Here is a 16,674-nt window from a genome sequence, read left to right on the forward strand (position 1 = left end):
CGCTTACCAAGCTGATGTGGCGGGACACCCTGTTTTTCCAGGCACGGTTTGAAGATCAGCCTTGCAAACAGCCAAGACATTATTCTTTCTTGCCATAAGCGGCATAATGCTCTACATTGGCAAGGGTGACCAATTCCACGTCCACCGGAAGTTTCTTGACAAAATCCCTTTCCCCTTGGATATATTTATCCGCCAATTGCGCGGCCGTTTTGGCCATCACTTTTGGGAACTGCATGGCCGTGGCGGCAATCCTGCCGTCTTTGACAGCATCCACCACATCTGCGGCACCGTCAAAGCCAAATACCATCACCTGGTTTTCCAATCCCGCGGCTTTGAGGGCCTGATAGGCACCCATGGCCATGGCGTCGTTTCCGCAGAACACGGCATCAATGTCCCGGTGGACCTGCAGGATGGACTCCATCACCTCCATGGCCTTGTTCCGGTCAAAGTCCGCACTCTGCTGGGCCACCATCTTGAGGTCAGGATAGTGGCCCACGACACTGTGAAAGCCTTTCGAGCGGTTCCAGGTATTGTTATCGCCGACGAGACCGAGGATTTCGACGTAGTTGCCGGATTTGTCCAGTTGGTCGACAAAGTATTTTCCAAGGGACACACAGCCTGCATAATTATCAGAGAGGATCTGGGAGGTAGGCAAACTGGAGTTTACTTCGCGATCCATACAAAAAACGGCAATGCCCGCCTCAGAGGCTTTGGTCACGTTGCTCACGGAACCTTCTGCATCGGTAGGGTTAAAAAGGATCGCTTGATAACCTGCAGTGATCGCATTCTCAAAATGGTTGTTCTCCAAGGCTGTATTGTTCTGCGAGTCAAAGATGCTGACCTCGTAGCCTAAGGATTCCGCTTCCTTGGCGGCTGTTTCGGCCAAGACCACAAACCAAGGATTGTTTAACGTAGATACAATTACGGCTACTTTTCCTTTGGTTTCGGTAGCCGAATTGCTTTCACAGGCCCCCACCAGCAGGAGCAGTGGGAGGCACCAGATCAGGATATTTTGGGTTATGTCTTTCATCTGTTCGGTTAGGAAGAGTCCAAGTGTTCCACACCCGGAGGTCTCTCTTTTGGGTCAATAATTATCTCAGCAATTTCAGCACCTCTTCCGCAATTCCTTTTTCAGAAATGCCATAGTGGTTTAGGATATCCAATTGCGAACCTGTTATGGTATATTCATCGGGGATACCCATGATCCTGAACTTCTTCTGGTAGCCTGACTGCAACAGGAAGGAAGCGCATGCTTCGCCCATTCCGCCATAGATGCTGTGTTCTTCCACGGTGATGATCGCTGGGTATTGGTCGGCGATATGCGCTAGAAGCGCCGTGTCGAGTGGTTTTATGGTGTGCATGCTGACCACCCCGACCTGGATGCCTTTTTCCTCCTCTAAGGTCAATGCCGCCTGCATGGCCGGCCAGACGGTCTCTCCAGTGGCCACTATGGCCAAATCCTTTCCTTCGCGGATGACGCGTCCTTTGCCCAGCTCAAAATTCTGGCTTTCGCTAAGGAAAGGCATGGGCTTCTTGCCAAAACGCAGGTAAACAGGTTCTTCCAATGCAGCGGCCTGTCTGATGGCCATCTCGGTTTCATAGTTATCGGCAGGAGCCACCACCATGATGTTGTTTACTGCACGGAGTACCGCAAAATCATGAAGACTGTGGTGTGTGGAGCCAAGGGCACCGTAACTTACCCCGGCACTGATGCCGATCACATTTACGGGGTTATCGGAATAGGCAATGTCGTTTTTGATCTGCTCAAGGGATCGTGCGGTCAGAAAGCAGGCAGGGGAAACGGCAAATACCTTTTTTCCCGTGGAGGCCAGTCCGGCAGCTACGCCCACTAAATTTTGCTCCGCAATGCCCACTTCTACGATCTGCTTGGGATATTTGGCGGCAAAGGGTACCAGTTTCCCCGACCCTCGGGAATCACTGGTCACAGCGATAATGTCCTTGTCCTGTTCGGCCAAGGCCTGCAGGGTGGCCGAAAAGATTTCTAAGTTGGCTTGGCCCTGCTTTAAGGTTTGGGTGGTTTTTACGGTCATGAAGTGAGTGCTTTTGAGAGTTCTTCCAATTGGCCGTCCAGTTCTTTTTGGGCGGCGGCATATTGTTCGTCGCTGGGCACGCCGTGGTGCCATTTGATGTTATTTTCCATAAAACTGATGCCCTTGCCCTTTATGGTATGGGCAATCACAAAGCTGGGCTTTCCGGCTTCGAAAGGAGCTGATTTCAAGGTTTGGCTCAGGGCTTCCACGTCGTTTCCATCCACGTGTTTTACACTCCAGCCAAAGGCCTCAAATTTCTGGTCTATCGGCTCAGAATTACAGACGTCCTTTACGGCTCCGGTAATCTGCAGTTTATTGTAATCCAGTATGGCCACGAGGTTGTCCAGTTTATAGTGAGCAGCTGCCATGGCGGCTTCCCAATTGGATCCCTCCAGCAGCTCCCCGTCTCCCATCATGGTGAATACCCGATAATCCAAACCGTCCATTTTGCCGGCCAATGCCGTTCCTACGCTGATGGGCAATCCATGCCCCAAGGCACCCGTGTTCTGCTCCACGCCGGGGACCTTGCGGGTAGGATGCCCGATAAAGTGGGACCGGTACTGGCAAAGCGTCTCGATTTCGCTTTCCGGATAAAACCCTTGGTCTGCCAAGACGACAAACAGGGCTTCCACGGAGTGACCTTTACTTTGGATGTAGCGGTCACGGTTGGGATCCGAGAAATTTTCCGGCGAGACATTCATCACCTCGTTGTAGAGGACGTTGAGAATGTCCGTGCAGGACAGGCTTCCCCCCGTATGGCCGGCATTGGCCTTTTTGATGTACTGAAGTACCTTTTTTCGGTAGTTCAGCGATTTTATTTCAAGTTCTTTGGTTGTCATGCTTGTTTCGTTTTTGGTGGTTTACCCCTCCGAAAGGAAAACTTGGATGGGACCCAAGATTTTTTTCTTGATTCTGGCTACTTGATGTTTCCATCGTGCTACTCAACCGTGCCTGTACACGTCCCAGCCCATATAGTTTCCGAGCGCTTCTTGAAGAATATCTGCCGTATGGGAGGCGTTCATGACCACGTGGTGTTCAAAACCATTTTTGCAGATATACTGCATTAGGCCTTGCAGGTCAGGGATTTTAGAAACGGCCCTGTTGCCAAAGGTATTGAGCTCATCGTCTGTCAGGTGCCCTTCCCCGATGTAGGCTTTGATTTTACCTTGAGGATCATCGGTACTGATCCTGCCATAGGTCAGGGGGGAAGCAGGTGTTCTGCCGGAAAGTGCCCCGTAGGTGTTTTCCTCGCCCACGGTCGTCCCCAAGATCGGAGCGGTGCTGATTTCGATGTCGGGCAGAAACGACTTGGCCCAATTGCCGCAGTGGAAGAGCACGCACTTTTCCGGGTCGTCTGCATAATTGTTGTTCCAGTCCACCAAGGCACTGGGAGACCCAGAAGCCAGCTGCATGGCATACATGGTCAAAGTGCCCGTAACGTCCACTTCACAGGCGCTGGGCATCATGTTTTCACTCATCATGCTCATACTTGTGCAGACATTACAGCCGTAATTTTCCTGTACCGATGTCCAGCATTGGATGGCCGTGGCATCGAGGACATTTTCTTCCATAAATTGGTTGAGCACCACGTCCATTTTGGCAATTTGATGCAGGGCATGTTGTGGGGTTTTGCCCACAGCGGCATAGGCATGGATTTTTTCCAAACGCGCTTTCACCTCGGATGCTTCCGCATCCAATTTCTCGGTCCTGCCCAAGATTTCGGACAGGTCAATGGTGGTCACGGAGATGCCGCTGCGCTGTAGTAATTTTTCGCTGTAGCGCACCGTGTTAAATCCTCCCGGACGGGCACCAATGGCTCCGATGCGGGCATTGCGCAAGCCTTTTACAATGCGACAGACGGCCGTAAATTGCTGAAGGTCTTCGGTAAATTTGGGAGCTGATGGATGCACCACATGATCAGTGGTGATGGTGTACGGAATTCCAAACTGGTAAAGGTTATTACATACGGAGATCTTTCCGCACCATGCATCCCTTCGCCGAGCCACGTCCAATTTGCCCAGGTCATCGGGGTAACCTTGAACGAGGACCGGCACATTCAGGTTGGCCAATTTCAGTGTTTCAGCGACTCCTCGCTCATCACCGAAATTGGGCAGAACCACCAGTACGCCCATAATGTCGTCGCGATGTTTTTTGAACAGTTCGGCACATTTGGTGGCCTCTTGGAAGGTTTCCACTCCCCCTAGCTTGGTCTCTTGGTCGTCCAAGATAAAGGGATGGATATGGAGCTTTTCCAACAGTTCCAAGATGTCCGCACGGGCTTCTGAAACCAATTTGTCAGGAAAAAAATCACGGTTTCCTATGATTACGCCCATGGTTACGGGCGCTAACGCTTTACCTTTAAATAGCATCTTATTATTTCTCGGTTATGGGTTAGGGCCAACTACCTTTTATAGAGGACCCGTCACTTGATTTGACTTGTTTAATTGACATTAGCAGTAGTGTATGGCATTAGCAAACTACTGCAGTTTCTCCAAGGAGGCATTAGAACATGCATTCTTTGGGGAAAAGGGGTTTATTTGGTGTAGGCGTTTGGGAGTGTCTTATTTTTTATTGGACACTGCACAGCTTCATGGCGTGCGGTTTTTCGCATTTTAGCATAGCCTAATATCCCAAATAAGAAAAGTAAGTCCATCCTGCACATTCCTGCCGTTGAGAAATTTAGGGCAAAAAAATCTCTCCGCTTTTCCGATATGGAGCGGAAAAGGGAGAGCATCAAGTGTATCAAAAAATCCCAATGAAAGCCTTATTCGTAAGCAGGATTTTGGGGGTAATTACCTGCGTCCAATGAAATGGCCGATAATGGAATGGGGCGAAGGATTTTGAAAGCTCCATTAGCACCTAAAAACGGATCCGTGCCACTGTCATAGATCGTTTTGATATCCGGGTTTCGCTCGGCAGTATATTCCATGAGTTTTCCGGTTCGCTTCAGGTCCTGCCATCGGTGTCCTTCTCCGGCCAGCTCGCGAGCTCGTTCGTCAAGGATGAAGTCCAGGTCCACCGAAGAAACTTGCATGGCAGCCTCCTTCCCCGGTGCAGCGGCCCTTCGCCTGACCTCATTTACCCTGGCCAGGGCAGTACCTGCATCTCCCGCCTGAAGGTAAGCCTCTGCCGCAATCAAATACGTCTCGGCCAACCGCGCCAAGTACAGGTCGTGCGTGTACCGAATATCAGGCAACTGCAAGCGATCAAATTTTTTCAATGCTGGAAAATCAGTTTGGTTAAGTCCGTCCCACCAATAGGGGCCAATTTGGGTAATGACCGTTTCACTGCGATTGGGTGCAGCAGCCCGCCAAGCGACCGTATCAGCCAACTGGTCGGCAGTTCTTGGATAGTAATAGTCCACAGGAGTACTTTCCGGTTGAAGGATATAGCCAGTGTACGGACTGGTTTTGATGTTTAGAAAAGTTCCTTCAAAACGGGCATCTGCATCCTCAAACAAAGTGAAGAGGTATTCGGTCGGATGGAGGGCATTTTTCTTGTTGACACCATCATCGGCGCCCTGCACTAGTGGTCCCCAAGGGTAATCCCAATTGTGGGCTGGAGAATTTAGCGTAGAGGCCTCCGCATATTGTATGGACCAAAGGATTTCTTCGTTGTTGTCATTTTGGTATTCAAAGAGCTCTGCGAAGGCCAAATTCAAGCCTTGGCCGTCAATGGCTGCATCTGCCAATTGCGCTGCTTGGGTAAAATCTGCTGCTGAGCCACCATTGGCAGTGTCGTAACCTCTGGTGAGATGGACTTTTGCCAGAATATGCTGAGCCACTCGCTTGGTTACCCGGCCAAAATCAGGTTGCGCTGTTGGCAGCGCATCGACAGCAGCCTCCAGCTCACTGATTATAAAATCATAAACTTCACTGGCTGGATTCCGCTCAAAGCTGACAATGGGCTCTTTGACCAAATCGGTTATCAGTGTCACATCTCCAAAATGCTGGACCAACAGAAAATAATAATGTGCCCGAATGGTCCGTATTTCCGCAATGCGCGTTTCCAAAGCTGTATATGGAGTCGTTTCATCAGCGTAGTCCAAGGCCATATTGGCAATTTGGATGCTTTGGTAAAGTGTTTTGAACAGCTCCTCCACTTGGCCATTGCCGGGAGTCAGGGTTTGGTAGGAGGCCAAGCCCAGTGGTACTTCCGCATGCGCGGCAAAGAATAAGTCAGTGCCCGCACAAAAGATATAGGGAGTCGGTTGGTAAACATCCCTAAGGGTGGCATAAGTAGCATTTACCAACCCTTCGTATCCAGCTTGATCCCCGTAATAATTTTCGGCAGTGGTGTTTCCCAGGTTTTCCTCGTCCAAAAAACCAGAACAGCCCGAAACAGCCCATCCCAGCACTGCAGTGTATATAATTGTTTTTATGCTTTTCATGATATTAGAATTTAATGTTTGCACCTAGCTGATAAATGGCATATGAGGTATTGGTGGCATCCACTCCTGACATGTCGGCACCGGCCCATTCTGGGTCGAATCCCTCATAATTGGTGAATAGAAATGGATTCAGCGCATTGGCATAAATCCTCATGGAGGTCACGCCCCATCGTTCCAAAGCTCCAGGAGCAAAGTTATATCCCAAGGTGATGTTTTGAATCCGAACAAAAGACGCGTCTTTGTTAAAGCCTGGATAGCCATAGTCTTCGGAATCTTCGCCATAATACTGCCCCATGTAACTGGGCTGTGGATATTCGTTAGAATAACGCGGCGTGGTCACCTCACTTTCCCGAAGGTAGTAGGGGACATCCAAGATTACTTTACTGTTAAAATCGGTAAATTCACCATGGAAAGGGCTGTAGGTATAGACGCCTTGTTTGGTGTAAACCGACGCAGCAAGGTCCCAGTTTCGATACCTGAAGCTGGTGGTAAACGTTCCGATCCAGCTGGGTGCAGGAGAACCCAGTACGGCCATGTCATGATCGATGTCTATATTTCCATCGCCATTGAGGTCTTTAACTTTCGCAGTACCTTCCATTGCTTGTTGGTCTTCGGTAGGCAGTTCGTCCCGTTGCCATACTCCATCAAAGACCATGGCATAGACCACATCGACCGGCTGGCCGATAAACCACCTGTTGGGCACATCGTCCTCTTTTTTACCATAAAGCTCTACGATCTTGTTGGTGTTTTTGGAGAAGATAAAATTGGTTTCCCAAGTAAAATCGCCTGTTTCCACATTTACCGTTTTCACTTGGAGTTCTACTCCTTTATTGCTGACCGAACCGACATTATCCATCATCACTTCCCAGCCCGTGGGCATGGCCAGCTTCCGTTCCATCAGAAGGTTTAGAGACATCCGGTCATAGACGTTTACTTCACCACTGATGCGGTTTTTCAGGAAGCCAAAATCCGCACCGAAGTTCCATTCCCGGGTACGCTCCCAAGTGAGGTTGGAATTGGCAATGGCACTAGGAACAAATCCATCGGCGGTGGTGCCGTCCCAGTCGTAATATTTTTGACGGTTAAGCGAGGATTGGGTAGAGTAGGCGGGGATGTTATTGTTTCCGGTATAACCATAGCTCACGCGTAGTTTTAAATTGTCCACCACGGAAGAACCTTTCAAAAACGGTTCCTCGGTCATCCTCCAGGCTACAGCGGCCGAAGGGAAGGAAGCCCATTTGTTGCCTTCGGAAAGTTTGGATGAGCCGTCCCAGCGGATGGTGCCGGTCACGAGGAATTTGTCCTTAAAGGAATAATTGAGCCTGTTGGTGAATGAAAGTAGTGTAAACTTATTGTACGCGGTGGTGGCATCCCGTTGCGGAGCGCTCTGTACATTGTACCAAAGTGAATTAAAGGGAACATCGCGACCGTAAGCAAAGGCATTTTCGATACGGTTCATCTGGGCAGACTGAATAAAATCATAGGAAATACGATGGTCGCCAAAGGTTTTATGGTAATTCACTTGATTGTCCCAGATGTAGGAAATATTGTTATCGTTCCACATCCTGGCCACGGAAATGGAGCGTGTGGCAAAGCGGTCAAAATACTCTCCCGTGCGTCCAAATTTCACATTGGGAGAGAAGGTGGATTTGAAACTAAGGTTCTTGGTGGGGCTAAATCTCAAATAGAAATTGGTGATGGCATAAAATTGTTCTTCGTTATACTTAGATCCACTTTCCAGATAGGCATATGGATTGACATTTCCGGAAATGCCGATCATGGGGGACTGGATCACATTGCCATCAGCATCAAAGGCTGGAGCATAGGTGGGCATTCGAAAGAGCTGGCGTGTATAACCTTGCCGTGAAATCAGCTCCCTATTGGAAAAGGCCAGGTTGATATTGGCCCCGATGGCAAACATGTCATTTGGCCGGGCATCGACACTGGCTTTGAAGTTGTATTTCTTGTACCATTGGCCTTCTACATTACCATCATCCCCTTGATAGCCAAAGCCTACAACATAGCTGACCTTATCCGAAGCTCCTGCCGCTGAAATGAAGTGGTTTTGCTGAATACTGGGCTTTAGAAACTCCCCTAACCAGTCGGTACCGCGCCCATTAGCCAAGGCTTCTTCCCAGTAATTGGTACCATCTTCGGTAATTACCTCGGGAAAACTATACGTCGGGGAATTTACGATGGGCACGCCCTGCACCAAATCTCGGGTGGCTTGACGGTCAATGTTCCATTGGATGCTCTCATCATAGGTATTCAGGAAGTCAGGCATATTGGTGAAAGTCCGCACCCCTACGAAGCCAGCATAAGAAAAGGTAGGTTTTTGGTTGGTCAGTCCTTCGCCCGAACGGGTGGTGACGATCACCACACCATTGGATCCCCTGGATCCGTAGATGGCAGTGGAAGAAGCGTCCTTTAGGATGTCGATCCGTTCGATGTCGTTGGGGTTTAGAAAGTCGATATTGTCGGTCATTACACCGTCCACCACATAAAGCGGATTCCCGCCGGTGAGGGAATTGGCTCCTCGGATCTGGATATCAAAGCCACTGCCCACAGAGCCAGTTCGCTGGGTGATATTCACGCCGGCAGCATTAGCTTGGAGGGCTTTCATGGGGTTGGTGGCTCCAACACTGTTGATTTCACGACTGCCAATGGAAGAAACGGCGCCGGTGAGGTCTTTTTTCTTGATTTCACCATAACCGACCACCACCACTTCATCCAGCCCCGCAAGGTCACTTTCGAGGACAATGTTCAGTGTGGTCTGATTGCCCACATCCACGCGCTTGGTCTGGAAGCCAATATACGAAACCGTTAAAGTGGCTCCTTCGGGAACCTCGATGGAATATTGTCCATTGAGATCTGTGACGGTGCCATTTTGGGTGCCATCCACCATGATGGAGGCACCGGGTAGCGGCTCTCCTTCGCTATCGGTGACTTTTCCAGTGAGGGTGATGTCAACCATTTTTTCATCCTGGGAAGAAGGGTTTTCTTCGATGCGGACGTTGATTTGGTTATCGACTTGCTTAAAGCGTAGTGGGGATGATTGGGAGATTTTGATCAGTAGGTCATAGAGTCTGATGTCCTGTTCCTGAATGGTAAAATGGTCAGCTAGATCCACCGCTTGGCGATCATATACAAATCGGAAGCCTGTTTGGGTTTCGATATGTTCAAATACTTCCTTGGCCGTTGCTTGGTCATAATTGACTGAAAGGGTCATGTTCAAATCTTTTCCTTGGCTATGCATGGCGAGCATGTCAGGAAAGGAATGGTCCTGGATATTGGCCGCATTTGCTGCGCTGCTATGAAGGAGTAGCCCGAGGAGCCAAATCCCACAAAGGCAGCGGAATTGATGTATTGTTTTGTTCATAATTTTGGGTTGTTAATTGATGTTTCAATTTTAAATAGCTGTTCTCTAGGTTTTATGGAGAGAATTTTAAGGTTACATTTTGCCCATCGATCCTAAATTTTAGATCGTACATAAATTGCATCCCTGTTAGGATGTCTTCTAGCTTTTCGTTTTCATACCGGCCATTTACTTTCCAGTCTTTTGGCGTATCGCCATAGACTTGGAAATCGACGCCGTACCATTTGCTCAGCTGATCAATAAATTCCTCAAACCCGGTGTCAGTGAAGATCATCACACCTTCTTTCCATGCAGTGACCAGCGATACCTCGAAAGGCCTTTTCTTAAGCAGCCCACTTTGGTCATTATAGGAAAGTTGCTGGCCAGGGGTGAGGAAGTGCTCCGTGAGGTGGTCCCCCTTGACTTTAACCTTTCCACTGACCAAGGACACTTCCGTGTTATGGCTATATTTGGGAGCTTTGATGTTGAAAGAAGTCCCCAGTACTTGGGTTTCCATACCGGTCGTTTGTACAATGAACGGTCTTGAGGGATCGTGTGAGACTTCAAAAAACGCCTCACCGTTTAGTATCACCCTCCTTTGATGCGGTTCAAAGTGGGCTGGAAATGTCAGGTTACTTTCGTAGTTTAGGTGGACGACCGTTCCGTCCTGCAAGTGAATGGTGGATTTTCGGCCTCTTGGGTTCTCGGTTGTCTTCCAAGTGATTTCTTGCTTGGGCCCTATAGGTGGATCGATGATTACTTTGCCACCAATGAGGGCGATCAGTAAGCAAAAGACCAGAATGGCGGCGACCTTCAGCCATTGGCCGAAAAATGCCTTTCGATGTGTCGGTAAGTGACCCTTGACATGTTTTTCATCTGCCGCCACCACTTTGTCCAAGATGCCGTCAAGGGTAGCCTCGTCCAGTTGGTATTGCTGGATTTGGAGACGCTGTACAAACTCCTTTGCCTTCAGAAACTCCTCTTGGTGATGGGGGTGTTCCTGCATCCATTTTTGCCAGAATTGATTCCGATCGCCAGCTGGATACTTTACCCAATCGACAAAATCTTTTCTTGTGATAAGCTCGTAGAATATGTTTTCTTTGTGTTGATCCACGTTTTGACTGCCCTTTTACTTATACAAGGGCGCAGGTATGAAAATGATACCGGGTTTTGGAAAAAAATTCATGAGATGATCCAAATTTAAAGAGAATGCGCTATTGATGATGTTGTAATGAAGTATATGTCAGTAGGTTATTTATGTAAATATTCTTTTTCGTAGGAAAATAATTACTAATCTAATGTTTGATAATATTTTACAAAATACATTTTTTTATTATTGAATTTCGTTTTTATATTTACAAATATATAGCTGACTATACTTTATAAAAGTGGGCCAGGGTTACTCCCCCTGATGCTCAATTTGACTGGCCACCTCTACTACACAGGACATCTTTCTGAAAGGAAGTGGATGTTTCAACACGAATACTAGTAAAATTTTTAAGTACCAAACTACTCCTCAATTATGAGCACTTCAAAAGCGCACAACTATGATGCTGGGCATTTCCTAGCCTCTAAGGAAGCCTCGTCTCCAAATTTGGATGACATTTTTAAGGACTTTGAATTCAGTGTTCAAGGCTCTGGCATCCACCAACCTTTTACAGCCATCTTTCACCGTATGGCTGGTAAAGTTCCCGATAAGATAGCCATAGAGTGCTATGATAAAGCCATTTCTTATCTTGACTTGGAAATTAAGTCCAACCAGTTTGCAGCTTTCCTGACAGCTGCCAAAGTTACAGAGGGAAGTATCCTTGCGGTCGCTTTGGACAGGTCGATAGAAATGGTAGTGGCGATGCTCGGGATTGTCAAGGCAGGCTGTGCTTATTTACCGGTGGATCCCAAGCTTCCCCATGAGCGCATCCAATACATGTTGGAAGATGCTCAGGCAAAGGCGATCATTACTTCCAAGTCCGTGCTTCAAGAGGTAAGCTGCACGGCCGAAAAATTAGATATCGACACCATTTTTCCCATACTGGAGGAGTACAGTGATGTTTATGTGGAGCGAGTAGAAGATACCTCTTCATTGGCGTATTTACTTTATACCTCCGGATCTACCGGAAACCCCAAAGGGGTCAAAATCACTCATAAAAACCTTACCAACTTACTGCTCAGTGTCCAGCAAGCACCTGGAATGCATATGGATGATCGGTTATTGGCGATCACCACCATTTCTTTTGACATTGCGGGGATAGAGCTTTTTTTGCCTTTGATCACAGGAGCTACGGTGGTTTTGGCCAATTCCGATGCCATCAAGGATGGGAGGTTACTTTACAAGCTGCTACAGGAAAAGCAGATTTCGTTTATGCAGGCTACCCCGGCTACTTGGCGGATGCTGACCATGGCGGGTTGGGATAAGCCGTTACCGCTGCGAATCCTGAGTGGTGGAGAGGCTTTCCCTAAAGACCTGGCCATGCAGCTGATGGGCTTATGCGATGAAGTTTGGAACGGCTATGGCCCCACAGAAACCACCATCTATTCCACCATGAAGCAGCTGGCACCTACTGATGACCAAATTACCATTGGTAAGCCCATCGACAACACCGGTGTTTACATTTTGGATACCGAAATGAATCCTGTCGAAGAGGGAGCAGTGGGCGAAATTTATATTAGTGGAGAAGGGGTCGCGGCAGGTTACCATGGACGCCCGGAGTTGACGGCAGATCGCTTTCTTCCCAATGTCCTGGAGGAAGCCTTTCCGATCATTTATAAGACAGGAGACCTGGGTTGTTTCCTGCCATCGGGAGAAATTGTCTGCAAGGGACGTATCGACCACCAAGTGAAAATTCGCGGGTTCAGGATTGAGCTGGGAGAAATCGAACAGCAATTGCTGCAAGAACCGGCCATTAAAGAGGTGGCCGTACATACATGGGAAGACCTTCCCGGCAACAAGCGATTGGTGGCCTATGTCGTCTTGGAAGATGCCTCCAAGGCAGACCAAGGCTTGTTCTCTAAGTTGATCACGGCATGGAAAGATAGGATGATGAAGCGATTACCTGAATACATGGTTCCAGGGGATTGGATGCCGCTCGACAAGCTGCCGCTGACGACAAACCAGAAAATTGACCGGAAAGCACTGCCTTCACCACGACCTGTTCTGCCAGGCTTCATTGATCCCACCCAGCAGCCCACTACCGAAACAGAACGGCTCGTCCATGATATCTGGTGCAGAAGCCTTCGGATGTCCTCTGTTTCGGTGGATGCTGACTTTTTTGATTTGGGTGGACATTCGTTATTGGCGGTGGAGGTCATGACAGCCATAGATCGTCAGACGGGGAAAAATGTGCCCTTGACCACGCTATTCAGCCATGCGACTATCCGGAAATTTGCTGCATTTTTGGATCAGCACAGTGGTGATGCTTCATGGGCTTCGCTGGTGCCCATTCGTACCAATGGACATCTTACACCGCTTTATCTCGTCCACGGAATGGCTGCCAATGCCGGAACCTTTTTTAAACTCCTCCATCGCTTGGATGATCAACAGCCCATTTATGGCTTGCAGTCAAAGGGCTTGGACGGGACGGATGCGCCCCTCGAAACCGTTCAGGAAATGGCAGCACATTACCTCCGAGAGGTTTTGGAACAAAATCCGGACGGTCCGTACATTTTAGGTGGGTATTCTTTTGGCGGCTATGTCGCCTTTGAAATGGCAAGAATGCTCAAGGAAATGGGCAAAGAAGTTTCCCAAGTCCTCATGTTTGACACCCAGGCGGTTAATATGCCGATGTACCATCATCAGCATACGGGTTCTTTTGCGGCGTTAAAAGCCAGGCTGGCCAGAAGAAAAGTTTGGATCCAAGTGATGTTAAAGGCTCCAAAGACCTATCAAAAGTTTAAGAAGAGGGCTGCGAAGCACAAAAAGGAGAAAATACTTCAAAAGCTCGGCCTGGCGCCGGCTCCCTCAAAGGATGGACGGGGTGCCGTAATCAAAAGGGTTAGGGCGATCAATCATCAAGCGATGGTCAAATACGACCCTAAACCACTCGATGTACCCGTGATCGTTTTCAAGGCAAAGATCATTCCCTCCAAGTCTTCCAATCACTGGGCAAACGGATGGACCGATTACTGTAAAGATGTGACGGTCATTCCCGTAGAGGGAGATCACTTTACCTTGTTTGAAGAACCTTTTGTGGATGATCTGGGAAAAAGATTGCGTCATCATTTGGCAGGGTATTGATCATTCGATTCGATTGAAAAATAGGGTATTGGCCAAAGCCACTTGATCAGCAGATAATATAAATGGCTGTCTACAGAAATCACGGAATGAAAAATTCATTCCGTGATTTCTGGCGGCCTACTGAGCAGTGTGCAGGACAATCTTGAGCTAAAGTCCTACGCGCTATTCACATCAAATCCAAGCGTTCGATTATTGCTCTTCACTGACCACCATCTTGAAGCCTTCGCCATGCAGTGTGATGATCTGCACTTTTGGGTCGACTTTGATGAGTTTACGGATCTTGCTCAAGTAAACATCCATGCTGCGGGCGTTAAAATAGCTGTCATCACCCCAGATTTGTTTGAGCGCATAGCTTCTGTTCACAGGCTTATTAAGCTCTGCAGCCAGCAGCCGAAGCAACTCATTTTCTTTGGAAGTTAGTTTGTGTTTCCCCTCATTGCTCTCCAGCATTTGTTCGTCATAGTGTAAGATCAAATCTCCAAAGGCATAGTTTTTAAGGGCCGTTGCGGTGTCGTCTTCCTTTTGGGTGCGTCTGAGAATCGCCCCGATTCGCAGCAGCAGTTCTTCCATGCTAAAGGGCTTTGTGATATAATCATCGGCTCCGATCTTGAGCCCTTCGATGACATCGTCCTTCATGTTTTTGGCAGTAAGGTAAATGATCGGAAGGTCATCCTCTATTTTTTTCATGTCCTTTCCCAAGGTAAAACCATCTTTTTTGGGCATCATGATATCCAGAATGGCCAGGTCATACTTTCCTTTTTTGAAATTGTTCCAGCCCTCTTCACCGTCCCGGCAGAGGGTGGTTTCATACCCTTTCATGGTCAAGTATTCTTGTAAAATATCTCCCAAATTGGGATCGTCTTCCACTACTAAAAGTCTTGCTTTGCTCATTTTTTTCGGGGTAATGTGATGGTAAATGTACTTCCTTTATTGATTTCACTTTCTACTGAGATGCTTCCATTATGCTCTTCCACCATGGTTTTGACATAGGCCAAGCCCAGTCCGAATCCTTTCACATCGTGGACATTGCCCGTAGGGACGCGATAAAACTTCTCAAAAATCTTTTTCACAGAATCCTTGGACATTCCCATTCCGTTGTCTTTGATGGTAATGGAAAATCCTGTAGCCATTTCCTTTACTTTGAGGGCTATATGGGGCTTGTCAGCCGAATATTTATTGGCATTGTCCAACAAGTTATTGATGATATTGGAAAGATGAAAGGCATCTGCTTCGAGATAGGGGTCTTTTACATCAATATCCAACAATATTCGCCCACCTTTTTTTTCTACTTGGAGGTCAAAGTGTTTCTTCGCATCCTTGATCAAGTCTACGATATTGACCTGTTCAAATTTCAGCTTGAAATCCTTTTTGTCCAGTGCTGCGGCCTGAAGGACTTTCTCTACCTGAGAGCCCAAGCGTTTATTTTCATCTTTAATGATGCCCAAATAGCGGTTTCGGAAAGTGTCCTGATTGATCAATTCGGGGTCCTGGAGCGCTTCTACCGCCAAGCTAACCGTCGCGATGGGCGTTTTGAATTCATGGGTCATGTTGTTGATAAAGTCATTTTTGGTTTCCGAAAGTTTTTTCTGACGGATGATGACCTTGATCGCATAGACAAAGCATAAAATGATGATCAGCAAAAACAAAAGCGAACTGGACAGCGGAAGCCAGATCTGCTTGAGCAGATAAAGTTGCTTCTTGGGAAAATGGATGACCATGAAGTTATCCTGTCCGACCAGATCCCCTGGAAATAGTTCTGCCCTGATGCTGTTTTTTCTAAATTCCATGGGGTCAGAAATCCTATTGATGGGGATGAGGCGACCTTTATTGTTGAGAATTGCCAATTCAAATTCACCGGAGATGCCCCTTTTTTTCAATTGGCTGGAAATATCGCGATGGAGCTCTGTCGTATCCACCCGATAAAGGATGTTCTCCTGCGTGTCTGCCAGAAGCTGGGTGAACACCACTTGCATGAGTTCGATTTTTTTATTTGCCTTGATGATGTTTTCGGCGACATCTTCCGAAATGTCATATTCTTCGGTGATGATGGCTTTGCGGTTCATCAAGTAGTCCTGCGCTTGGACAAAACTGTCCCTTCGACTGACAAACTCCAGGTATTTTTCTTTTTCCTTTAGGTAAATCGCCATTTCATCCGGCGTAAACAGCTGCCTGGCCACGGATGCCGGTAATTCAAAGTACTTTTGCAATTCAAACTTATCTTCGGGCTTACCACCGCGGGAGGCAATGATACGCTCAAATGTGGAGGAAACTTTTGGCAAAGGCTCCTTAAAAACAGAATCCATCACCGAAGGCCTTCCTTCGAAGGACAGTCTACGGCGGATATTTACTTCTATTGGCTCGATTTTCTGAAAGAGCATTTGCTTAAAGGTACTGTCCTTTGCCATGGTGCTCAGGATAATATCACTCGTTTCGCCCTTTTCCAATTTGGTAATGCTGGCCGCCAAAGACTGGTATACATTCTGCTCGAATCGCTCCTGATTGATCTTGATGGCATTGGCCACCCAGTAATACTGGAAGCCCACCAAACCCAAGCAGGCCAGCGACATCAACAGAATGATTATTTTCATTTTCGTCTTAGACATGTTACAAATTTATAGGTTCTTGCCAAGTAAGCTTGAAGGTTAAC

The 16,674-nt window shown here is 47.8% G+C and carries 10 protein-coding genes; 1 reads left to right on the forward strand and 9 read right to left on the reverse strand.

Annotated features, from left to right (window positions below; genetic code table 11):
- Nucleotides 1-79 precede the first annotated feature (79 nt).
- The 7 genes from ECHVI_RS06250 to ECHVI_RS06280 all read right to left on the reverse strand — a co-directional run bounded on the left by ECHVI_RS06250 (nt 80) and on the right by ECHVI_RS06280 (nt 10,910).
- Complete coding sequence (locus ECHVI_RS06250) at nt 80-1,030, reverse strand: D-ribose ABC transporter substrate-binding protein (protein WP_015265119.1); 951 nt, start codon at nt 1,028-1,030, stop codon at nt 80-82.
- A 61-nt stretch (nt 1,031-1,091) separates the two neighbouring features.
- Nucleotides 1,092-2,051, reverse strand: a complete 960-nt coding sequence (locus ECHVI_RS06255; RefSeq protein WP_015265120.1) for a transketolase family protein — start codon at nt 2,049-2,051, stop codon at nt 1,092-1,094.
- On the reverse strand, nt 2,048-2,890 hold the full coding sequence (locus ECHVI_RS06260; protein ID WP_015265121.1) for a transketolase: 843 nt from the start codon (nt 2,888-2,890) through the stop codon (nt 2,048-2,050). The genes ECHVI_RS06255 and ECHVI_RS06260 overlap by 4 nt, the downstream gene beginning before the upstream one ends.
- Nucleotides 2,891-2,992: 102 nt before the next feature.
- A complete protein-coding gene (locus ECHVI_RS06265; RefSeq protein WP_245553437.1) occupies nt 2,993-4,384 on the reverse strand; it encodes an L-fucose/L-arabinose isomerase family protein in 1,392 nt (463 codons plus the stop codon).
- A 431-nt stretch (nt 4,385-4,815) separates the two neighbouring features.
- The gene (locus ECHVI_RS06270; protein ID WP_015265123.1) at nt 4,816-6,441 is read right to left on the reverse strand and encodes a RagB/SusD family nutrient uptake outer membrane protein; all 1,626 of its coding nucleotides are present in this window, start codon (nt 6,439-6,441) and stop codon (nt 4,816-4,818) included.
- A 4-nt stretch (nt 6,442-6,445) separates the two neighbouring features.
- Nucleotides 6,446-9,820, reverse strand: coding sequence for a SusC/RagA family TonB-linked outer membrane protein (locus ECHVI_RS06275; protein ID WP_015265124.1), 3,375 nt, complete (start codon nt 9,818-9,820; stop codon nt 6,446-6,448).
- A 52-nt stretch (nt 9,821-9,872) separates the two neighbouring features.
- A complete protein-coding gene (locus tag ECHVI_RS06280) occupies nt 9,873-10,910 on the reverse strand; it encodes a FecR family protein (protein WP_015265125.1) in 1,038 nt (345 codons plus the stop codon).
- A 408-nt stretch (nt 10,911-11,318) separates the two neighbouring features.
- Between ECHVI_RS06280 and ECHVI_RS06285 the strand changes: the two genes are divergently transcribed.
- Nucleotides 11,319-14,027: a non-ribosomal peptide synthetase gene (locus ECHVI_RS06285; RefSeq protein WP_015265126.1), complete on the forward strand. Its 2,709-nt coding sequence runs from the start codon at nt 11,319-11,321 to the stop codon at nt 14,025-14,027.
- A 189-nt stretch (nt 14,028-14,216) separates the two neighbouring features.
- Here ECHVI_RS06285 and ECHVI_RS06290 read toward each other — a convergent pair whose 3' ends face one another.
- Together ECHVI_RS06290 and ECHVI_RS06295 are read right to left on the reverse strand one after the other, a co-directional pair.
- Nucleotides 14,217-14,918: a response regulator transcription factor gene (locus ECHVI_RS06290; protein ID WP_015265127.1), complete on the reverse strand. Its 702-nt coding sequence runs from the start codon at nt 14,916-14,918 to the stop codon at nt 14,217-14,219.
- Nucleotides 14,915-16,615 carry a sensor histidine kinase gene (locus ECHVI_RS06295; RefSeq protein WP_157501250.1) on the reverse strand — a complete coding sequence of 567 codons (1,701 nt, stop codon included), beginning with the start codon at nt 16,613-16,615 and terminating at the stop codon, nt 14,915-14,917. Before ECHVI_RS06295 ends, ECHVI_RS06290 begins: the two co-directional genes overlap by 4 nt.
- Between the last annotated feature and the right edge of the window lie 59 nt (nt 16,616-16,674).

This window comes from Echinicola vietnamensis DSM 17526, from assembly GCF_000325705.1.
GTDB lineage: Bacteria > Bacteroidota > Bacteroidia > Cytophagales > Cyclobacteriaceae > Echinicola > Echinicola vietnamensis.

Coding starts and splice junctions, on each gene's coding strand:
- ECHVI_RS06250 (WP_015265119.1), bottom strand. CDS start 1,030: ATGAAAGACATAACCCAAAATATCCTGATCTGGTGCCTCCCACTGCTC.
- ECHVI_RS06255 (WP_015265120.1), bottom strand. CDS start 2,051: ATGACCGTAAAAACCACCCAAACCTTAAAGCAGGGCCAAGCCAACTTA.
- ECHVI_RS06260 (WP_015265121.1), bottom strand. CDS start 2,890: ATGACAACCAAAGAACTTGAAATAAAATCGCTGAACTACCGAAAAAAG.
- ECHVI_RS06265 (WP_245553437.1), bottom strand. CDS start 4,384: ATGGGCGTAATCATAGGAAACCGTGATTTTTTTCCTGACAAATTGGTT.
- ECHVI_RS06270 (WP_015265123.1), bottom strand. CDS start 6,441: ATGAAAAGCATAAAAACAATTATATACACTGCAGTGCTGGGATGGGCT.
- ECHVI_RS06275 (WP_015265124.1), bottom strand. CDS start 9,820: ATGAACAAAACAATACATCAATTCCGCTGCCTTTGTGGGATTTGGCTC.
- ECHVI_RS06285 (WP_015265126.1), top strand. CDS start 11,319: ATGAGCACTTCAAAAGCGCACAACTATGATGCTGGGCATTTCCTAGCC.
- ECHVI_RS06290 (WP_015265127.1), bottom strand. CDS start 14,918: ATGAGCAAAGCAAGACTTTTAGTAGTGGAAGACGATCCCAATTTGGGA.
- ECHVI_RS06295 (WP_157501250.1), bottom strand. CDS start 16,615: ATGAAAATAATCATTCTGTTGATGTCGCTGGCCTGCTTGGGTTTGGTG.